This window comes from Pseudomonas sp. S3_B11 (genome assembly GCF_054667715.1).
The window spans coordinates 2,633,452-2,650,126 of record NZ_CP162749.1 but is presented as its reverse complement, the minus strand read 5'-3'; the positions used below and the strand labels follow the sequence as shown (position 1 = coordinate 2,650,126).

12 protein-coding genes are annotated in these 16,675 nt (G+C 61.6%); 5 read left to right on the top strand and 7 right to left on the bottom strand.

Translation table 11 applies throughout. The annotated features are described in order from the left end of the window. Positions 1 to 63 precede the first annotated feature (63 nt). The 4 genes from AB4O22_RS12140 to AB4O22_RS12125 all read left to right on the top strand — a co-directional run bounded on the left by AB4O22_RS12140 (position 64) and on the right by AB4O22_RS12125 (position 6,736). Positions 64 to 1,713: a DUF1302 domain-containing protein gene (locus tag AB4O22_RS12140; protein ID WP_460096380.1), complete on the top strand. Its 1,650-nt coding sequence runs from the start codon at positions 64 to 66 to the stop codon at positions 1,711 to 1,713. Between the two features lie 15 nt (positions 1,714 to 1,728). Further along, positions 1,729 to 3,090, top strand: a complete 1,362-nt coding sequence (locus AB4O22_RS12135; protein WP_460096379.1) for a DUF1329 domain-containing protein — start codon at positions 1,729 to 1,731, stop codon at positions 3,088 to 3,090. A 69-nt stretch (positions 3,091 to 3,159) separates the two neighbouring features. Next, positions 3,160 to 4,263 carry a WD40/YVTN/BNR-like repeat-containing protein gene (locus AB4O22_RS12130; RefSeq protein WP_460096378.1) on the top strand — a complete coding sequence of 368 codons (1,104 nt, stop codon included), beginning with the start codon at positions 3,160 to 3,162 and terminating at the stop codon, positions 4,261 to 4,263. 52 nt (positions 4,264 to 4,315) lie between these two features. Continuing rightward, positions 4,316 to 6,736: an efflux RND transporter permease subunit gene (locus AB4O22_RS12125; protein ID WP_027911727.1), complete on the top strand. Its 2,421-nt coding sequence runs from the start codon at positions 4,316 to 4,318 to the stop codon at positions 6,734 to 6,736. Positions 6,737 to 7,178: 442 nt separating this feature from the next. On the opposite strand, the gene AB4O22_RS12120 is transcribed toward AB4O22_RS12125, so the two are convergent. The 4 genes from AB4O22_RS12120 to AB4O22_RS12105 are packed head-to-tail and all read right to left on the bottom strand — an operon-like array spanning position 7,179 to position 10,306. Continuing rightward, positions 7,179 to 8,546, bottom strand: a complete 1,368-nt coding sequence (locus AB4O22_RS12120) for a 4Fe-4S binding protein (protein WP_223473011.1) — start codon at positions 8,544 to 8,546, stop codon at positions 7,179 to 7,181. Further along, on the bottom strand, positions 8,534 to 9,388 hold the full coding sequence (locus AB4O22_RS12115; RefSeq protein ID WP_027911725.1) for an FTR1 family iron permease: 855 nt from the start codon (positions 9,386 to 9,388) through the stop codon (positions 8,534 to 8,536). Before AB4O22_RS12115 ends, AB4O22_RS12120 begins: the two co-directional genes overlap by 13 nt. Before the next feature lie 22 nt (positions 9,389 to 9,410). After that, positions 9,411 to 9,773, bottom strand: a complete 363-nt coding sequence (locus AB4O22_RS12110; protein ID WP_460096377.1) for a cupredoxin domain-containing protein — start codon at positions 9,771 to 9,773, stop codon at positions 9,411 to 9,413. Positions 9,774 to 9,775: 2 nt separating this feature from the next. Continuing rightward, positions 9,776 to 10,306 (bottom strand): iron transporter, encoded by a 531-nt coding sequence (locus AB4O22_RS12105; RefSeq protein ID WP_003201507.1) that lies wholly within the window; start codon positions 10,304 to 10,306, stop codon positions 9,776 to 9,778. Between the two features lie 204 nt (positions 10,307 to 10,510). Between AB4O22_RS12105 and AB4O22_RS12100 the strand changes: the two genes are divergently transcribed. After that, positions 10,511 to 10,738 carry a DUF3079 domain-containing protein gene (locus AB4O22_RS12100; protein WP_027911723.1) on the top strand — a complete coding sequence of 76 codons (228 nt, stop codon included), beginning with the start codon at positions 10,511 to 10,513 and terminating at the stop codon, positions 10,736 to 10,738. A 183-nt stretch (positions 10,739 to 10,921) separates the two neighbouring features. Here AB4O22_RS12100 and AB4O22_RS12095 read toward each other — a convergent pair whose 3' ends face one another. The 3 genes from AB4O22_RS12095 to AB4O22_RS12085 all read right to left on the bottom strand — a co-directional run bounded on the left by AB4O22_RS12095 (position 10,922) and on the right by AB4O22_RS12085 (position 16,574). Further along, a complete protein-coding gene (locus AB4O22_RS12095; RefSeq protein ID WP_460096375.1) occupies positions 10,922 to 12,661 on the bottom strand; it encodes a dipeptidase in 1,740 nt (579 codons plus the stop codon). Between the two features lie 225 nt (positions 12,662 to 12,886). Further along, positions 12,887 to 14,887 carry a peptidase U32 family protein gene (locus AB4O22_RS12090; protein ID WP_460096374.1) on the bottom strand — a complete coding sequence of 667 codons (2,001 nt, stop codon included), beginning with the start codon at positions 14,885 to 14,887 and terminating at the stop codon, positions 12,887 to 12,889. Positions 14,888 to 15,005: 118 nt separating this feature from the next. Further along, positions 15,006 to 16,574: a sensor domain-containing diguanylate cyclase gene (locus AB4O22_RS12085; protein WP_223473016.1), complete on the bottom strand. Its 1,569-nt coding sequence runs from the start codon at positions 16,572 to 16,574 to the stop codon at positions 15,006 to 15,008. Between the last annotated feature and the right edge of the window lie 101 nt (positions 16,575 to 16,675).

Sequence of the window (16,675 nt, the reverse complement as noted above, 5' to 3'; positions counted from 1 at the left end):
GCCGCTACCCGAGCGTGTTGGCTGCAAAGCCATGCCAAAAAATAACAATAATGAGAAGCGTCCATGGATAACCTCAAAGATTGCTTTGGTTTCAAGCATTGCGCCCTGTTCCTGGCGTTATGCAGCACCGGTGTGATGGTCGAAAGGGTCCAGGCCATGCAAATGGACCTGGGTGACTCCGACTGGAAACTGCGCTGGGACAACACTATCAAGTACAGCCAAGCCTGGCGCCTGCATGGACAGGACAGCCGCTTGGTCAACGCGCCAACCGCCAGCGGCCTGTACCCCTCGATCCAGAGCCAGGGCGACAAGAATTTCAGCAGTGGCCTGGTCTCCAACCGCCTGGACCTGTTTTCCGAAATGGACCTGAGCCGGCAAAACTATGGGCTGCGCGTGAGCGGCGCAGCCTGGTACGACGATATCTACAACCAGGACACCGACAGCAGCGAGCAAACGCATTTCCTCAGTGAAACCCGCAAGCTCCATGGCCGCGACGCGGAAATCCTCGACGCCTTCGTGTTCTTGCGCGGGGATCTGGGTGAAGACTCCCAGGGCGTGGCGCGCCTGGGCCGACACAGCCTGATCTATGGGGAAAGCCTGTTCTACGGTGGCAACGGCATTGCCAATGCCCAGGGCCCGACCGATGTCGTCAAGTTGCTCAGCGTGCCGGGGACTCAGTTCAAGGAGATCCTGCGCCCGGTCAATCAGATCTCCGGGCAGTTGCAGATCAACCCGCAACTGTCGGTGGGCGCTTACTATCAGTTTGAGTGGGAACGTTCCAATCTGCCCGGCGCCGGCAGCTACCTGAGCGATGTCGATGCCATCGGCTACGGCAGTGGCCCTCTGCGCGAAGTGTTCGGCAACGACACGGTCAATGGCGGCGATTTGAAACCGCGCAATTCGGGGCAGGGCGGCATGCAGATCCGCTTCAAGCCGACCGGCACCGAGCTGGAGCTGGGTTTCTACGCGGCCCAGTATCACGACAAAGCGCCAATCGGGTTGTACGCCTACCTGGACGGTGCGGCGTCTGCGGCCACCGGGTTGCCCATCCTGGGTTCCTATCGCCAGGTCTACGCCGAAGACATCAAGACCGCTGGCGTCAGCTTCTCCACTGCCTACGGTCCGTTCAACTTTGCCGGTGAAACGTCGGTGCGCTGGAACGCGCCGCTAGTGAGTAATCTGCAAGTAGTGACCCCCGGCATGGCGGCCGATGGTGGCGACAATGAGTTGTTCGCCAGGGGCAAGACCGCCCACGCCAACCTGTCGGCGATCTACCTGTTATCGCCCACCGCGTTCTGGGATGGCGGATCGGCCCTGGCCGAACTGGCCTGGAACCGCACCCTGAGCGTGACCAAGAACGCTGCCGCGCTGGACTCCAACACCACCCGCGATGCCACCGCGCTGCGGGTATTGATCGAGCCGGCGTACTTCCAGATCGTCGACGGAATCGACCTGACCGTGCCGATCGGCATGGGTGTGGTACTCGATGGGCGCTCATCGGCGGTCAACAAATCCGGCTTCGGCAACACCCACTCCGGCGACTGGAGTGTCGGGCTCAAAGCCACCTACCTGCAACGCTGGGATGTCGGCCTCAACTACGTGAACTTCTTCGGCGCACCGAAAGCCGGGCTGCGCGAGGACGGCAATTTCAGTTACGGACAGTCGTTGGCCGATCGCGACTTCGTCTCGCTCTACGTGAAAACCTCATTCTAATAAGGTGGATTCGCCATGCAGAACACAGCATTCCTGAACACATGCGTCCTGACCCTGGCCCTTGCCAGCATGGGATTGGCGCAGGCGGCGGTGTCACCTGAACAGGCCGCGCGCCTGAAAACCGATCTGACTCCCTTGGGTGGCGAGCGCGCCGGCAACGCCGATGGCAGTATCCCGGCTTGGCAGGGCGGCTATACCCAGGCCACGCCTGGCTACAAACCGGGAGACAAACGCCCCGATCCATTCGCCGGCGAGAAGCCGCTGTATTCGATCAAAGCCTCGAACATGGAGCAGTACGCCAGCGAGTTGGCCGAAGGGACCAAGCTGCTGCTGAAGAAATACCCGGGCTATCGCCTGGACGTGTACCCGACCCATCGCTCGGCCGCCGCTCCGCAATGGGTGTATGACAACACCAGCAAGAACGCCACCCGCGCCACCCTGGACGTGGACAGCGAGAAGGTCGCCAACGCCTACGGTGGCATTCCGTTCCCGATCCCGGAAAACGGTGCCCAAGTGCTGTGGAATTATCGGTTGTCCTGGCAGGGCGGCGACACCATCAGCGCGCCTTTCGATACCTGGCTGATGACCGCCGGTGGCAAGAAAGTCCAGGCGACCCGGGCCCAATTCTCCTATCAGTTTCCCTACTACTTCGAAGGCGGCAGCCTGGAAAACTATGCGGGCAAGTACCAGGTGGGCAAGCTGTTGACTGAGTTGCCGTCATCCAAGGCCGGCGAAGGCCTGATGACCCATTGGGACATGGACCCGGCCAATCGGGCAGCCTGGCAATATCTGGTCGGCCAGCGCCGGGTTCGCCGGGCGCCAAACATTGCCTATGACACGCCGGACTTCGTGACCTCTGGCGTTGGCCTGTTCGACGAAGCGTTCATGCTGTTCGGGCCTACCGATCGCTATGACCTCAAGCTGGTGGGCAAGAAAGAGCTGATCGTCGGCTACAACAATAACCGCGCCGCGCTGGCCAAGAGTGACGACCTGGTCAAGGAAAACTTCCTCAATCCTGATCTGGTGCGTTGGGAGAAGCACCGGGTCTGGGTGGTCGAGGCCACGCTCAAATCCGGCAAGCGCCATGTCGTGCCGCGTCGGACCTACTACGTCGACGAAGACTCCTGGCAGATCCTGATGGCCGACGGTTATGACGCCCAGGGCAAGCTCGGTCGGCAGATGTATTCGCTGACGCTGCTGGCGCCGGATATGCCGGTGCTCACCGCACAGGTCATGTGGGGCAGCTACAACCTCGACACCGGGGCCTACTTCCTCAACGCATCGAGCAATGACCTGGCGGTTCAGTACCAGAAGATCGCGAGACCTTCGGCGTCCTATTTCACGCCGGATGCCATGGCCAACGAAAACATGCGTTGAACCTGTGGCGGCCGTGGCGAGGAGGAGGTTCGCCGCGGTCGCTTACGATTTTCCAGGCGGAATAACGATATGAACGTTGATAAATTTTTTGCGAGTCGCGGTCCGCTATGGTGTGTTTGCGCCTTGGTGGGGAGCCTGTTGGTGAGCGTGCCCTTGGTTGCACAGGCCACGACATTGGCCGTGCTGCAACAGCCGGCATTGCCGACCGCCAAGGCCCAGCGCTCGGTGTTGCTCGGGCTGGCCCGGGCCGGCGAGCGTCTGGTGGCGGTCGGTGAGCGCGGGATCGTGCTGCTCTGCGATGACGCAGGAGTCAATTGGCGCCAGGCCAAGGTGCCGGTCAGTGTCAGCCTGACGGCGGTGCAATTCGTCGATGCCGAGCAGGGCTGGGCGGTCGGTCATCTGGGCGTGGTGCTGCACACCCAGGACGGCGGAGAAACCTGGCAAAAGCAACTCGACGGTCAGCGTGCCATCGCCTTGGCGGTACAGTTCGCTGAGCGCGATGTCAATCAACCCGACGGTGCCAGCCACTTGGCGCAGGCACGGCGAATGCTCGATGACGGACCGGATAAACCGTTTCTCGACCTGTACTTCAGTGACCGCCTGCACGGCTACGTCGTGGGTGCCTACAACCAGATCTACCGTACCGACGATGGCGGGCGAAGCTGGCAGCCGTGGATGCGGCATGTGGACAATCCGCAGGGCTTGAACCTGTATGGCATCCGCGCCTTGGGCAACGATCTGTGGTTGGTGGGGGAGCGCGGTTTGCTGTTGCGTTCCACCGATGCTGGGCAGTCATTCCAGGCCTTGACGTCACCGTATGAGGGCAGCTTCTTCGGTCTGCTCGGCACCCGCGATGGCGCCTTGGTGGTCTATGGCTTGCGCGGAAACGCCTGGTGGTCCGGGGATCGTGGCAACAGTTGGCGCCGCCTTGACACCGGTATCGAATCGACACTGGCGAGCGCTCTCCAACTGCGCGACGGCGGCCTGTTGTTGGCCAGCCAGAGTGGTGAACTTCTATTCAGTCATGACCAGGGGCGAAGCTTTGACAAGCGTCAGAGCCGCAGCGGCGGGACGCTCGCTGCCGTGCAACAGGCGGTCGACGGCAGCCTGGCTAGCGTCGGCTTGACCGGCGTGGCCGCTGACCAGGATCCGCGGGCCGCAGGTCAACCTTGAAACTTCACGGTGTAGCGCTATCGGGCCACGGCTCGTGCAACAGGAGTCAAACTTGAAAGACGACAGAACCCAAACCGTGATCGGCCGCCAGGAAGACTTTGACCGGGCGTCGGGCAACTTCGCTGAGCGGGCGATCTTCAACCATCGACCGCTGGTGGTCCTGCTGTGTCTGTTGGTGACGTTGGTGCTCGGTTGGCAAGCCACGCGCATCGGCATCAATGCCAGCTACGAAAAGACCATCCCCACGGGGCATCCCTACGTCGCCAATTTCCTGGAGAATCGCAAGGAACTGAGCGGCCTGGGCAACTCGCTGCGCATCGCCGTGGAGGTCAAGCAGGGGAGCATTTTCACCAAGGACTACCTCGACACCCTGGCCAGGCTCAACGACGAGCTCTATCTGCTGCCGGGCGTCGACCGCCCCTACATGAAATCGTTATGGACCCCGACCACGCGCTGGACTGCCGTGACCGAAGACGGGCTCGACGGCGGCACGGTGATCCCCGACGATTACGATGGCTCGGCCACCAGCCTCGAGCAGGTGCGGACCAACGTGGCCCGCTCCGGGGAAGTCGGGCAATTGGTCGCCGGCAACTTCAAATCCAGCGTGATCTTCGTGCCGTTGCTGGAAATCAATCCGCAGACGGGCAAGGCGCTGGACTATGGCGAGTTCTCCCGGCAACTGGAGGCGCTGCGAGACAAGTACCAGACCGATGACCTGCGGATTCATATCACCGGCTTTACCAAGATCGTCGGCGACCTGATCGAGGGCATGACCCAGGTATTGCTGTTCTTCGTGGTGGCGGTACTGGTGACGGTCTTGGTGCTGTTTGGCTACACCCGTTGCGCGCGAAGCACCTTGGTGGTGGTGATCTGTTCACTGGCGGCGGTGCTTTGGCAACTGGGGCTGCTAGCGCTGCTCGGCTATGAGCTGGACCCTTACTCGGCCTTGGTGCCGTTCCTGGTGTTCGCCATTGGCATGAGCCATGGCGCGCAGAAGATGAACGGCATCATGCAGGACATCGGCCGCGGTACTCACCGGGTGGTTGCCGCGCGCTATACCTTCCGTCGACTGTTCGCCGCCGGCATCACCGCTTTGCTCTGTGATGCGGTGGGCTTCGCGGTGCTGCTGCTGATCAACATTCGGGTGATCCAGGACCTGGCGATCACCGCCAGCCTCGGGGTGGCAGTGCTGATTTTCACCAACCTGATCCTGCTGCCGATCCTGCTCAGCTATATCGGCGTCAGCCCGGCGGCGGCGCAACGCAGCCTGAGTGCGGAAACCACAGAGCAACAGGCGCAGATCAAGCATCCCCTGTGGCGTGTGCTCGATTTGTTCACCCAACGGCGCTGGGCCACGGGCGCCATGTTGGCTGGCTTGCTGTTGGCCGCGTTTGGTTTTGCCGTGAGCCTGCACCTGAAAATCGGCGATCTGGACCCCGGCGCTCCAGAGTTGCGTGCCGACTCGCGCTACAACCGCGATGCGTTGTTCATGACCCAGAACTATGCGGCCAGCTCGGATATTTTCGTGGTCATGATCAAGACCCCCGAGGATCAATGCACCCGTTACGCCAGCCTGTCCGCGGTAGATGCGCTGGCCTGGCAACTGGAGCAATTGCCCGGCGTGGAATCGACCACCTCGATGGCAGCGCTGAGCAAGATCGCCACGGCCGGGTATAACGAAGGCAACTTCAAATGGTATGAACTGATCCCCAATGACGGCGCACTGGGTGCCGTGCAAACCCGCGCCCCGCGAGAGCTGTTCAATCAGGGCTGCTCGATGCTGTCGCTGTACGTCTACCTGGCCGATCACAAGGCTGATACCTTGAACCGGGTGGTGGAGGCCAGTGAGCAGTTTATCGCCGGGCATCAGATGCCAGAGGTCAAGTTCATGCTCGCGGCCGGCAGTGCGGGGATCGAAGCGGCGACCAATATCGTGGTGAAGAAGTCCATGCGCGAGATGCTGTTCTGGGTCTATGGCGCAGTCAGTCTGCTGTGTCTGGTGACCTTCCGCAGCTGGCGCGCAACCCTGTGCGCGATGCTGCCGCTGATGCTCACCTCGATCCTGTGCGAGGCGCTGATGGTGGGGCTGGGCATGGGGGTGAAAGTCGCGACACTGCCGGTAATCGCACTGGGCGTGGGCATCGGGGTCGATTATGCGCTCTATGTGTTGAGCGTGATCCTGGCGCGGATGCGGGCCGGTGACACCTTGGCCCAGGCGTATTACCAGGCGCTGCTGTTCACCGGCAAAGTGGTGTTGTTGACGGGCATGACATTGGCTGTGGCGGTGTCGACCTGGGCGTTCTCGCCGATCAAGTTTCAGGCTGATATGGGGATTTTGCTGGCCTTCATGTTTTTGGTGAACATGCTGGGGGCCTTGATCTTGCTGCCGGCGCTGGCTTGGTTGCTGTTGCCGCAGAGGGTGTTTTTAAAAAAGCCTGAGTTGAGTCGGCAGGGGGGGTGGGTTCGGGGCTGACGGCTTTTGGGGGGTATATCCGTTATTTAGGTAACGGCGGCTTATGGTTCCGCCCTTACGGCGGGTCACTTTCGAAAAGCGCGAAAGTAACCAAAGCGCTTTTGCCCCACCACTCGGTGCCTCGCCTAGGCTCGGCATGCCTGAACGAAGGCATTGCTCCGAGGGCCGCCGCGAAGGGCCATCCATGGCCCAGCGCGGCTAACCCGGCATCCATGCCGGGTTGCCCACTGCGCAATACCTTCGTTCAGCCAGCGTGGTTAACGGGGCGCCGAGATCAACATCCACCGCGAGGCGGCCTTATAGCCGACCTAGTTCTTGGTGGGACCGCGTTTCCCCTGTGGGAGCGAGCTTGCTCGCGATGGCGGTGTGTTAGTCTTTGGTGATGTTGAATGTGCCGGCCTCATCGCGAGCAAGCTCGCTCCCACAGGGTGTTGTGAACACATCACCATCCCCAGAACTGCAGCCACCAGCCATAACCCACCAGGCTGCTGGCCATGACCAGGCATGCCATGGCTGGCAATCGTTGGATCGCTGGAGTCTGCGTCTGCTGCAGGCGTTTCCAGCCCAGCCATAAACTCCAGGCTATCGCCGCTACCAGCAACCCGGCCCGTGCCGGTTGTACCCATTCCAGCAGCAGTCCTTCATAGCGCAGCAGTTTGACCGTGGTGGCCGACAAGCCGAGGAACAACCCAGCACCGCCGAGGGGCGTCAGGGTGATGGCTAAGGGCGGATATTGTGTGTTGTCACCCGAGAGGCGTGCCGCCAGGCGCATCAGCAGCATCAGTGAAGTGCCTATCAGCAGTGCACTCATGCCCAGGTACGCGACGATGCAAAAACCGTCGAGCCAACTGAAACTGTCATTGAGTTGCGGATAGTGCGTCAACAGCCACCACGGCGCGTTGTCCTGGAGTGCCCAGAGCCAATCATGACTGACCAGCCATTGGGCCAGGCTTTGCTTGAGGTCGATGAACCATGGGCTGACAGTCCACTGGAAGGCGCCCATGGCCAGGCCGATGACACCGAACAACAGCAAACGAACATCCCATGGCGAGAGGGTGTCAGCTGTCGAGTGCAGGATTTCTTCGCTGCTGGAGCGGGCAATCAGGCGCACCGCATCGCGCTGGCCGCTGCAGCGACCACAGGCGTGGCAATCGGCGGCGCCACGCATGCGGCGGATGTCCAGCAAGGGCGCGCAGTTGGGAGGAGGGCGACGCGGTGCGGGGTTTTCCAGCCAGCGTTGTTCGTCCACCTGAAAGTGCACCGGCGCCAAGCGAGCAAGCAGGGAAAAGACGCCGCTGACCGGGCACAGGTAACGGCACCACACCCGCTTGCCCCGGGCGAACAACAGGCCAACGATCACCGCGGCGACGGTCGAGCCGCCCAGGATCAGCAATGCAGCCTGGGCGTAGTCGTAGACGCTGATCAATTGACCGTAGAGTGTGGTCAGGCAGAACGCCAAGGTGGGCCAGCCAGCCCAGCGCAATCCGCGCGGCACCCCGAAGCCCTTGCCGTACTGGCTGGCCCACTCACTCAGGGCGCCTTCCGGACACAGCACGCCACACCAGAGCCGCCCGAACAACACGATCGACAGCAACACGAACGGCCACCACAGGCCCCAGAACAGAAACTGTGCCAGCAGTGTGAGATTGTCGAACAGGCGTGCCTGGCTGTTGGGCAATGGCAGCAGGGCCGGCACCACCAGCAGCACCGCGTAGAACAGCACCACCGTCCATTGCACGGCACGAATGGTTGCACCGTGGCGCCGCATGCCGTCGCCCAGGCGTTGGAGCCAGGGGTTCAGGTCGGGCATGGCAGGTTTTCCGCCTTGCGCGGCCGCAGCCAGCCCGCGACGACGCCCCAATAGCCCAGCCACACCAGCAGCGTCATCGCACTCGGGCTGGCCCGATACCCGGTGAAGTCCGCCAGGAACCCGCCGAAGCCATGGCCGTCGTCGAGTATCGCGCTACTGTCCCACAGCGCGTCGCCAATGCCGCGATACACCGCCTCAGGCCAATCCATCGCGAGCAGTTGCCCGCCGACCCGCTCGATACCGCTGACCAGCAACGCTGCCCCCAACAGCAGCAGGATCGCTTCGCTGATGGCAAAGAAACGCGGCCATGAGATGAACCGGCGACTGCTGTGCAGCAAGGAGACGGTCAGCAGCGACAGCACCAGCCCGGCCAGCGCACCGACGGCGAACAAGCCCAGTTGCGGCCCCTGCAGGCGCGCACCGGCGCCATACAGGAACACCACGGTTTCACTGCCTTCGCGGCTGACCGCCAGCAGCGCCAGCACCAACAGCCCCAGGCCGCCCTGACGGCTCAGGCGCTGGTCGGCGTGGCGCGTCAGGTCATGCTTGAGCGTCCTCGCGTTTCGGTGCATCCAGCCGACCATCTGCACGATCAGCAGGCTGGCGACCAGAGCCAGCGACGCCTGGAACCATTCATTGGCCGTCCCGCTCATGGCCTCGCCGGCCAGCAGGATCAGGCCGGCCAGCACGCCCGAAAGCAACAGGCCCAGCGCGGCGCCGGTCCATACATAGCGCAACAGCTGGCTGGCCTGGTGTTGTCGGCTGACCCAGGCCTGGAGAATCCCGATCACTAACAACGCCTCGACGCTTTCGCGCCAGACAATAAACATCGATTGAGTCATGCAAACGCCTCCTGCTGACCGATTACTCGGCGAGAATCCCGCCCTCGGGCAGTTGCGGATTGAATTCGTCGAAAAACGGATAGTGCCCGGGGCGCAGCGGGTGGATGACCACGAAGGTCGTGACGCCGGGCGAGAGCACTTTCTCGACGCGCAAAGGCGTGCTTTCGAACTCCGCCGGGCCCTGGCCGATGTTCTTCAGCACGATCTTGAAGCGTTGCCCGGCCGGCACTTCCAGTTGCGACGGCGTGAAATGCCCGTCGCGTATGCTCAGCTCATAGGTCGGCAGTTCGGCTTGGGCGATCGAGGGCAGCAGCAAACCGGCCAGCGTCAACCAGGCCAGGCGTCGATGAGTCGTGACGTGCCGTGGGCAGGATGAGCGGCTCATGCTCAGTACCCGCCTTTTTTACCGATCCCGGCGTAGACGAATTCATAATGCAGTTCGCAGCGTTCGAACCATGGCGCCACGCCGGTTTCCTTGTCGGTATGACGACCGAGGGAGCCATGGCCGCCAGGCGGCAGGACAGTGAATGTCAGTTGATATTTGCCAGGGCCGAGCAGCTTGACGTTGTCGCCATAGTGCGGCCCGTCGTTGGCGACCATGGCGTGGAAATCACCCTTGAGCTCGGTGTCGTTGCCTTGTTTCTTCAGTTGGAATGACACATTGAGGTAGGGCACGAAACTGCCTTCCTGGAATCCCTGCTTATTGTCCGCCGTGGCGCGGATGTCGGCTTCCAGGTGCACGTCGGAATCGGCCGTGGCCCGCATCATCCCGGCCGGGGCCATTTCAATCGGCTGCAAATACACCGCACCGACCTCCAGTCCTGGGCACAGTTGCGGTTCGCCGATGGGGTATTCCTTGGCCTGGGCCAGCGGTGCGAGAAACAGCAAGGCCAGAGGCAGAGTTGCAAGTGTGCGCATGATGACTTCCTGGTTGGCTAAACGATGGCGCCGAGTCTAGGAAGCTTTGCTGCGAATAATAATGATTCTTGTCAATTTTTAGCGCGAATTTTCCAACGACGAATGCCGACTGGTTCCTGCGCGGTTGTTCTTGATCGGGATCAAGGGGCACTGCGCCCCGACGCGGTAGGGTGCGGGTACACCCATCAGTTATACGGGGTCGTTATGGCAAAGCCCTTTCCCATCAGTCCCAAACATCCCGAGCGCATTTGCTGGGGTTGTGATCGTTACTGTCCGACCAGTGCGCTGGCCTGCGGCAACGGCGCCGATCGAACGATGCACCCGGCCGAGATGATCGGGGAGGATTGGTACCTGCACGGGGATTGGGGACTGGAGCTGGTCGACATTACCGCCAAGGTCATCGATCCAAGCGCCACTCACCCGAAGGAATGAATAAAGCTGTGGCCAGGGATTGCTCCTGCTGGGCCGTAGGAGCTGGCGAAGCCTGCGATCTTTTGACCCTTTGATCTTTCGCTTGAGATTCAAGTGTCAGGGGAAAGATCGCAGCCTCGTTGCACTCGACAGCTCCTACACAGTTCCTACGCCCTAGCGGCAGCATTCTCAGGGCACGGTGTTTTACAACTTCGGCAACTGCCCGATCCGCCCCATCATCTCGGTCACGATCTGCAGGTCCAGCAGGAATTGCTCGACTGTCTTGAACTCGTTGTCGTTGTGACCCGTGTACTTGACGTCGGGCATGGCCAGGCCGAATTGCACGCCATTGGGCAAGTCATGAACCGAAGTGGCGCCGGCAGAGGTGCCGTATTTGTGTTCCATACCGAGGTTTTCACTTGCCACGGCCAGCAGCGCCTTGACCCATTCACCCTCAGGGTTGCGGTACATCGGCTCGTCAATGGAATAGTCGAAGGCCACCGCAATGTGGGATTTCTTGCTCCAGGCGGCCAGTTTGCCGGCGATTTCAGTCTTGAGGGCTTCCGTGGTCTTGCCCACCGGCACCCGCAGGTTGACCGCCAGCTTGAGGGTCTTCTCATCCATGCCGATGTAGGTCAGGGACGCGGTCAGCGGGCCCATGAAGGCATCGGAAAAACCGATTCCCAGTTTTTTACCCAGGTAGTCGAGCCCCCAGTTGTCAGCGGCATAGCGGGCGGCGTCGGTGATGTGGTTGTGTTTGAGCGTGACCTTGCCATCCAGGCCATTGATGAACCCCAGCATCCTTGCCACCGGGTTGACGCCTGACTCGGGTTCGGAGGAGTGGGCGGAAACGCCGGTGAAGGTAAGTTGGACGTCCTTGCCGACGACCTGGGTGCTCACTTCGAAGTTGCCACCGTTGCGCTTGGCATAGTCGGTAGCGGCTTTGAGCAGGCTGCCAGCCAGTTCGGCGGGCTTGTCGCTGGCGAAGGTGGCAACGGACGTCGACGGAATCTGATTGGTCGCTAGGCCGCCCGTCAGCGCGGTAATTTCTGCCCCCTTGCCCTGTGCCGCGCGCCGGGTGAAGTTCGCCATGACGGTGCCATAGCCTTTCTCGGCAATCACTACGGGGTAGCCGCCATCCAGCGCCAGGTTGTAATTGGGCGTCGGGTTGCGTTCGAAATAATAGGGGATGGCGTCGCCAGTGGTTTCCTCGGTGGTGTCGACCAGTAGCTTGAAGTTGCGCGCCAGCGGCAGTTTCTCTTCCTTGATGATTTTCATGGCATAGAGCGCGACCACGATGCCGTTCTTGTCGTCCTCGGTACCGCGGCCATACATGCGGTCGCCCACCTGGGTGACCTTGAACGGGTCGAGGCGAGTGCCATCTTTCAACACCCAGTTATCCGGCGTTACCGGCACCACGTCGGCATGGGCGTGAATGCCCACGACTTCGTCGCCGCTGCCTTCGAGGGAAATCTCATAGACACGGTTGTCGATGTTGCGGAAGTTGAGGTTGAACGCCTCGGCCAGGCTTTTGATCTTGTCGGCGATCTTGAGAAACTCCGGGTTCTCGTGCTGGGCAACGCCGTCCTTGCGAAAAGTCGGGATGGCGACCAGTTCCTTCAGTGTCTCGGTGGCCGCTTGGCCGTATTTCACTCGGGCATAGAGGCCCAGCAGGCGATGGATTTCATTCTGCTGTTCAGCCGAAAGGGTTGTGTTGCCTTGGAACGCGCTGATGGCCGGGCCGAGGTTGGCGGCTTTGCCCAGGTCGCTCTTGGCCACGTCGGCCAGGAACTGCCTGAAATCGGTAACTGAGGTGTTGGAGAAGGTTTTGACGATGGCTGCGCCCTGTTGGGCGCTGATGTTGGCGAATGCTGGTGTGGTGATCGAAGCGAGGCTGGACAACAGCAGGGTGGTCACGGCCAGATGTTTGAGCGAGAAGTCCATTGCTGGGCATTCCTTGGCAGGCGGTAGGAGGGAAGTGTCTGATTTGATGACACAAACCGTTGCAACCTAACACCGCGAGGAAGTGGTGGGGGAGTCCTGCAGGAGAATCTGTCGCACCGCGAAGCAAAAACGGCGCAGAAATGAAAAATGGCGCAGGGCCATCAAACACCCGAAAAACCCTGTGGGAGCAAGTTTGCTCCCACATGGGCATGGCTGGGTATTGGTTTAATGCGGGGCGCGGGGGATCGTCTTGAGCAGGTCTTCAGGGCTGATGTGACCGACCACGGGCTGCGCCGTGCTGCCGGGCAATGGCAGGTCCAGGATGTGTCCCTTGATCTTGCCGACCACATGCATTTCGCAGGGTTTGCAGTCGAACTTCAGCGTCAGCACTTCATCACCGTGTATCAGTTGCATCGGTGCCACCTTGGTGCGCACGCCAGTGACGCCCTTGGCCTGCTTGGGGCAGAGGTTGAACGAGAAGCGCAGGCAGTGCTTGGTGATCATCACCGGCACTTCACCCGTTTCCTCGTGGGCCTCGAACGCCGCGTCGATCAGCTTGACGCCGTGACGATGATAGAAGTCCCGGGCCTTCTGGTTGTAGACGTTGGCCAGGAACGACAGGTGCGACTCCGGGTACACCGGCGGCGGGTTGGTCTCGGCCTTGCGGCCACCGCGTGGATGGGCTTTGATGCGGGCGGCGGTCAGGGCTTCGATGGCTTCGCGGCGCAACGCCTTGAGCTGCGAGTTGGGGATGAAGAACGCCTGGGGCGCATCCAGCTCGATCGCGGTAGCGTGGTATTCGGTGGTGCCCAGTTGGCCGAGCAGGTCGTGCAATTGCTCCAGGGCCTGTTCCGGCTTGTTGGCCACGCCGAACGGCCCATCCAGGGCGACGCTGGCGCTGATGCCTTCTTCGCTGGTGGCGGTCAGTTCCAGGCGCTCTTCGCGCAGGCGCGCACCCCAGGCCAGGCCGACGCGGCGTTCGGAGGACGTCTTGAGCAACGCCTGCTGCCAGTTGTGGTCCAGGTTGCGGCTCAACGGGTGGTTGGGGCGCAACTGGTACATGCCGGCCGGCATCTCGTTGGGTTCGACGCGGTAGCGGTAACGCTTCTGGCCGTCCTCTTCGAACTCACCCTTGGGCTCGGCGATGTTGGCGCGGAAACCGACGACTTCGCGCTTGACCAGCACATTGAGGCCGTCGCCGTTGGACAGCGGATCGAAGGTCACCACTTGCAGGTCGCGCTTGCCGACTTTTTCCACCACGCCCACCGGCACGCCGGTAAAGGTCGGCGAATCGAAGGCGCCAATGTCGATCTTGCGTTCGCTGACGAAATAGTCGGTGCTGCCACGGTGGAAGGTCTTGTCCGGGGCGGGGACGAAGAAGTGCGCGGTGCGGCCGCTGGACGCGCGGGCCAGCTCCGGACGGTCTTCGAGGACATCGTCCAGGCGCTGGCGGTAATAGGCGGTGATGTTCTTCACATAACCCATGTCCTTGTAGCGGCCTTCGATCTTGAATGAGCGCACGCCAGCTTCGACCAGGGCGCGGATGTTGGCGCTCTGGTTGTTGTCTTTCATCGACAGCAGGTGTTTTTCGTAGGCGACCACCCGGCCCTGGTCGTCCTTGAGGGTGTAGGGCAGGCGACAGGCCTGGGAGCAGTCGCCACGGTTGGCGCTGCGGCCGTTCTGGGCATGGGAGATGTTGCACTGGCCGGAAAACGCCACGCACAGCGCGCCGTGGATGAAGAACTCGATGGCCGCGTCGGTCTCATCGGCAATGGCTCGGATTTCCTGCAGGTTCAGCTCACGGGCCAATACCAGTTGCGAGAAACCGGCCTGGTCGAGGAACTTTGCCCGGGCCAGGGTGCGGATGTCGGTCTGGGTGCTGGCATGCAGCTCGATGGGCGGAATATCCAGCTCCATCACCCCAAGGTCCTGGACGATCAGCGCATCGACGCCGGCATCGTACAACTGGTGGATCAGTTGGCGGGCCGGTTCCAGCTCGTTGTCATGCAAGATGGTGTTGATGGTCGTGAACACACGGGCGTGGTAGCGATGGGCGAACTCCACCAGCCGGGCAATATCGCCCACTTCGTTGCAAGCGTTGTGACGCGCGCCGAAACTCGGGCCACCGATGTACACGGCGTCGGCGCCATGCAGGATGGCCTCGCGGGCGATGGTCACGTCGCGGGCGGGGCTGAGCAATTCCAGATGATGTTTGGGCAAGGACATTTGTTTTTAGTCAGGCTGGTCACGGTCGAAGCGAGCATTGTAGCCGCCAGGCGCCTTGCAGGCACCTGTGGACTTGGGTTTGCTCGATCTTGACCGATGCGCGGCGGTCCCGCGGGGTTCACCCAGGCGTCGAGTCGGCGCTGCACCAACGGTTGCGCCCGGTGTTCTTGGCCAGGTACAGGAAGGCGTCCGCCGCCTTGATCAGCATGGCCGGGGTTACGTCCTCGCCGCTCGGCTGGCTGGTGGTGATGCCCGCGCTGATGGTCACGATGCCCAAGGGATGATCGCCATGTTCAATGTTCATGGCCCTGACAGCTTCGAGGATTTGCTGCGCGACCTTGGCGGCACCCGTGCTGTCGGTGTTGGGCAGTAACACGGTGAACTCTTCACCGCCATACCGGACCGCCAGGTCGCCCGGCCTTTTGATGGTCTGCCTGACCGCGGTGGCAATCGCGCGCAGGCAGTCGTCGCCGGCAGCATGGCCGTATCTGTCGTTGAAACGCTTGAAGTAGTCGACGTCGAGCATGATCAACGCCAGGGAAGAACCCTGGCGCTTGGCCAGGCGAATCTCGTCGGCCAACGCGATGTCCAGCCGCCTGCGGTTGCCCAGCCCGGTCAGGCTGTCGGTCAGCGCCATGTCGCGCATGGTCTGGTGGGCGCTGCGGATCTGCTTTTCCATGGTCATCCGGTGGCGCAACTGGCTCAGCACGATGAGCCCGAAGCCGACGAGGATCATGATCAGGAAAATCAGCACGATGCTGGTCTTGAACAGGTCGCGCCGCCACGGAGCGATGATGGACTCGCGCGACAACCCGGCCTCCACCACCAACGGGTAGGTGGTCAAGGCCCGAAAGCCATACAGGCGCTCGGTATCGTCGACCACGGCCCTGGCCTCCGCGATGCCCTGGTTCGACGTGGGCAGGTAGTTCCTGAAGATCACGCTGTTGACCAGGCTCTTGCCGATCACTGATTCGACGAAGGGGCGCCGTACCAGGATGGTTCCGCTGCGTGTCGCCAGGACCAGCGCACCCTTGTCGTCGATCTTGAAGTCGCCGTAGTAGTCGACGAAATAGCTGACCTTGACCGTTCCGAGCAGCACACCGGCGAACGAGCCGTCGGGATTGTTCAAGCGACGGGACACCGGAATGATCAGGTCGTTGGTGGACCGGCTCTTGATCACTTCGCCGATGCGCACGCCCCGGTCCTCGTGGGTACGGTGATATTGGAAGTAGTCGCGGTCGGCGTTGTTCGCCGTTTCCGGAATGACTTCCTTGTCCGTTACCAGCCATTGGCCGTCCGGGCCATAGATAAACAGCCCATGCAGTTGCGGCATGATGGCGGCCTGTTGCACCAATAGCTTATGGATGCGCGCAACGTCCATGTTCTGCAGGCCATCGCCTTCCACCCGTTCACTGAGTGCGGCGGTGACCACATCCACTTGTCGGATGGTGTCTTCGGCGTGCTGGGCCGTCGCCCGTGCCAGGTTCGTCACCGAATCCTGGGCGGACGAAAAGGCCGCGCGATAATCCCGCCAGGTGCGCCAGCCTTCGACGGCCAGAAACGCGATGATGACCACCAGCATGAAACTCACGGTCAGGCGCAATGCCGCTCCAGCCCGTGCGCTCTGGGGAGAAAAGTCCTCATCAGTGTTTTCAATCTTTGGCTCTGGCCGTTTGCGTCCGAGCATCAACATTTCCTTTTACGACGGGTCTGCGCATTATTGATGCGCAGCCTATCTTATTCGATTTCAGCACGTTAGCTCGCTACGACGAAGCAGGTACAACCGGC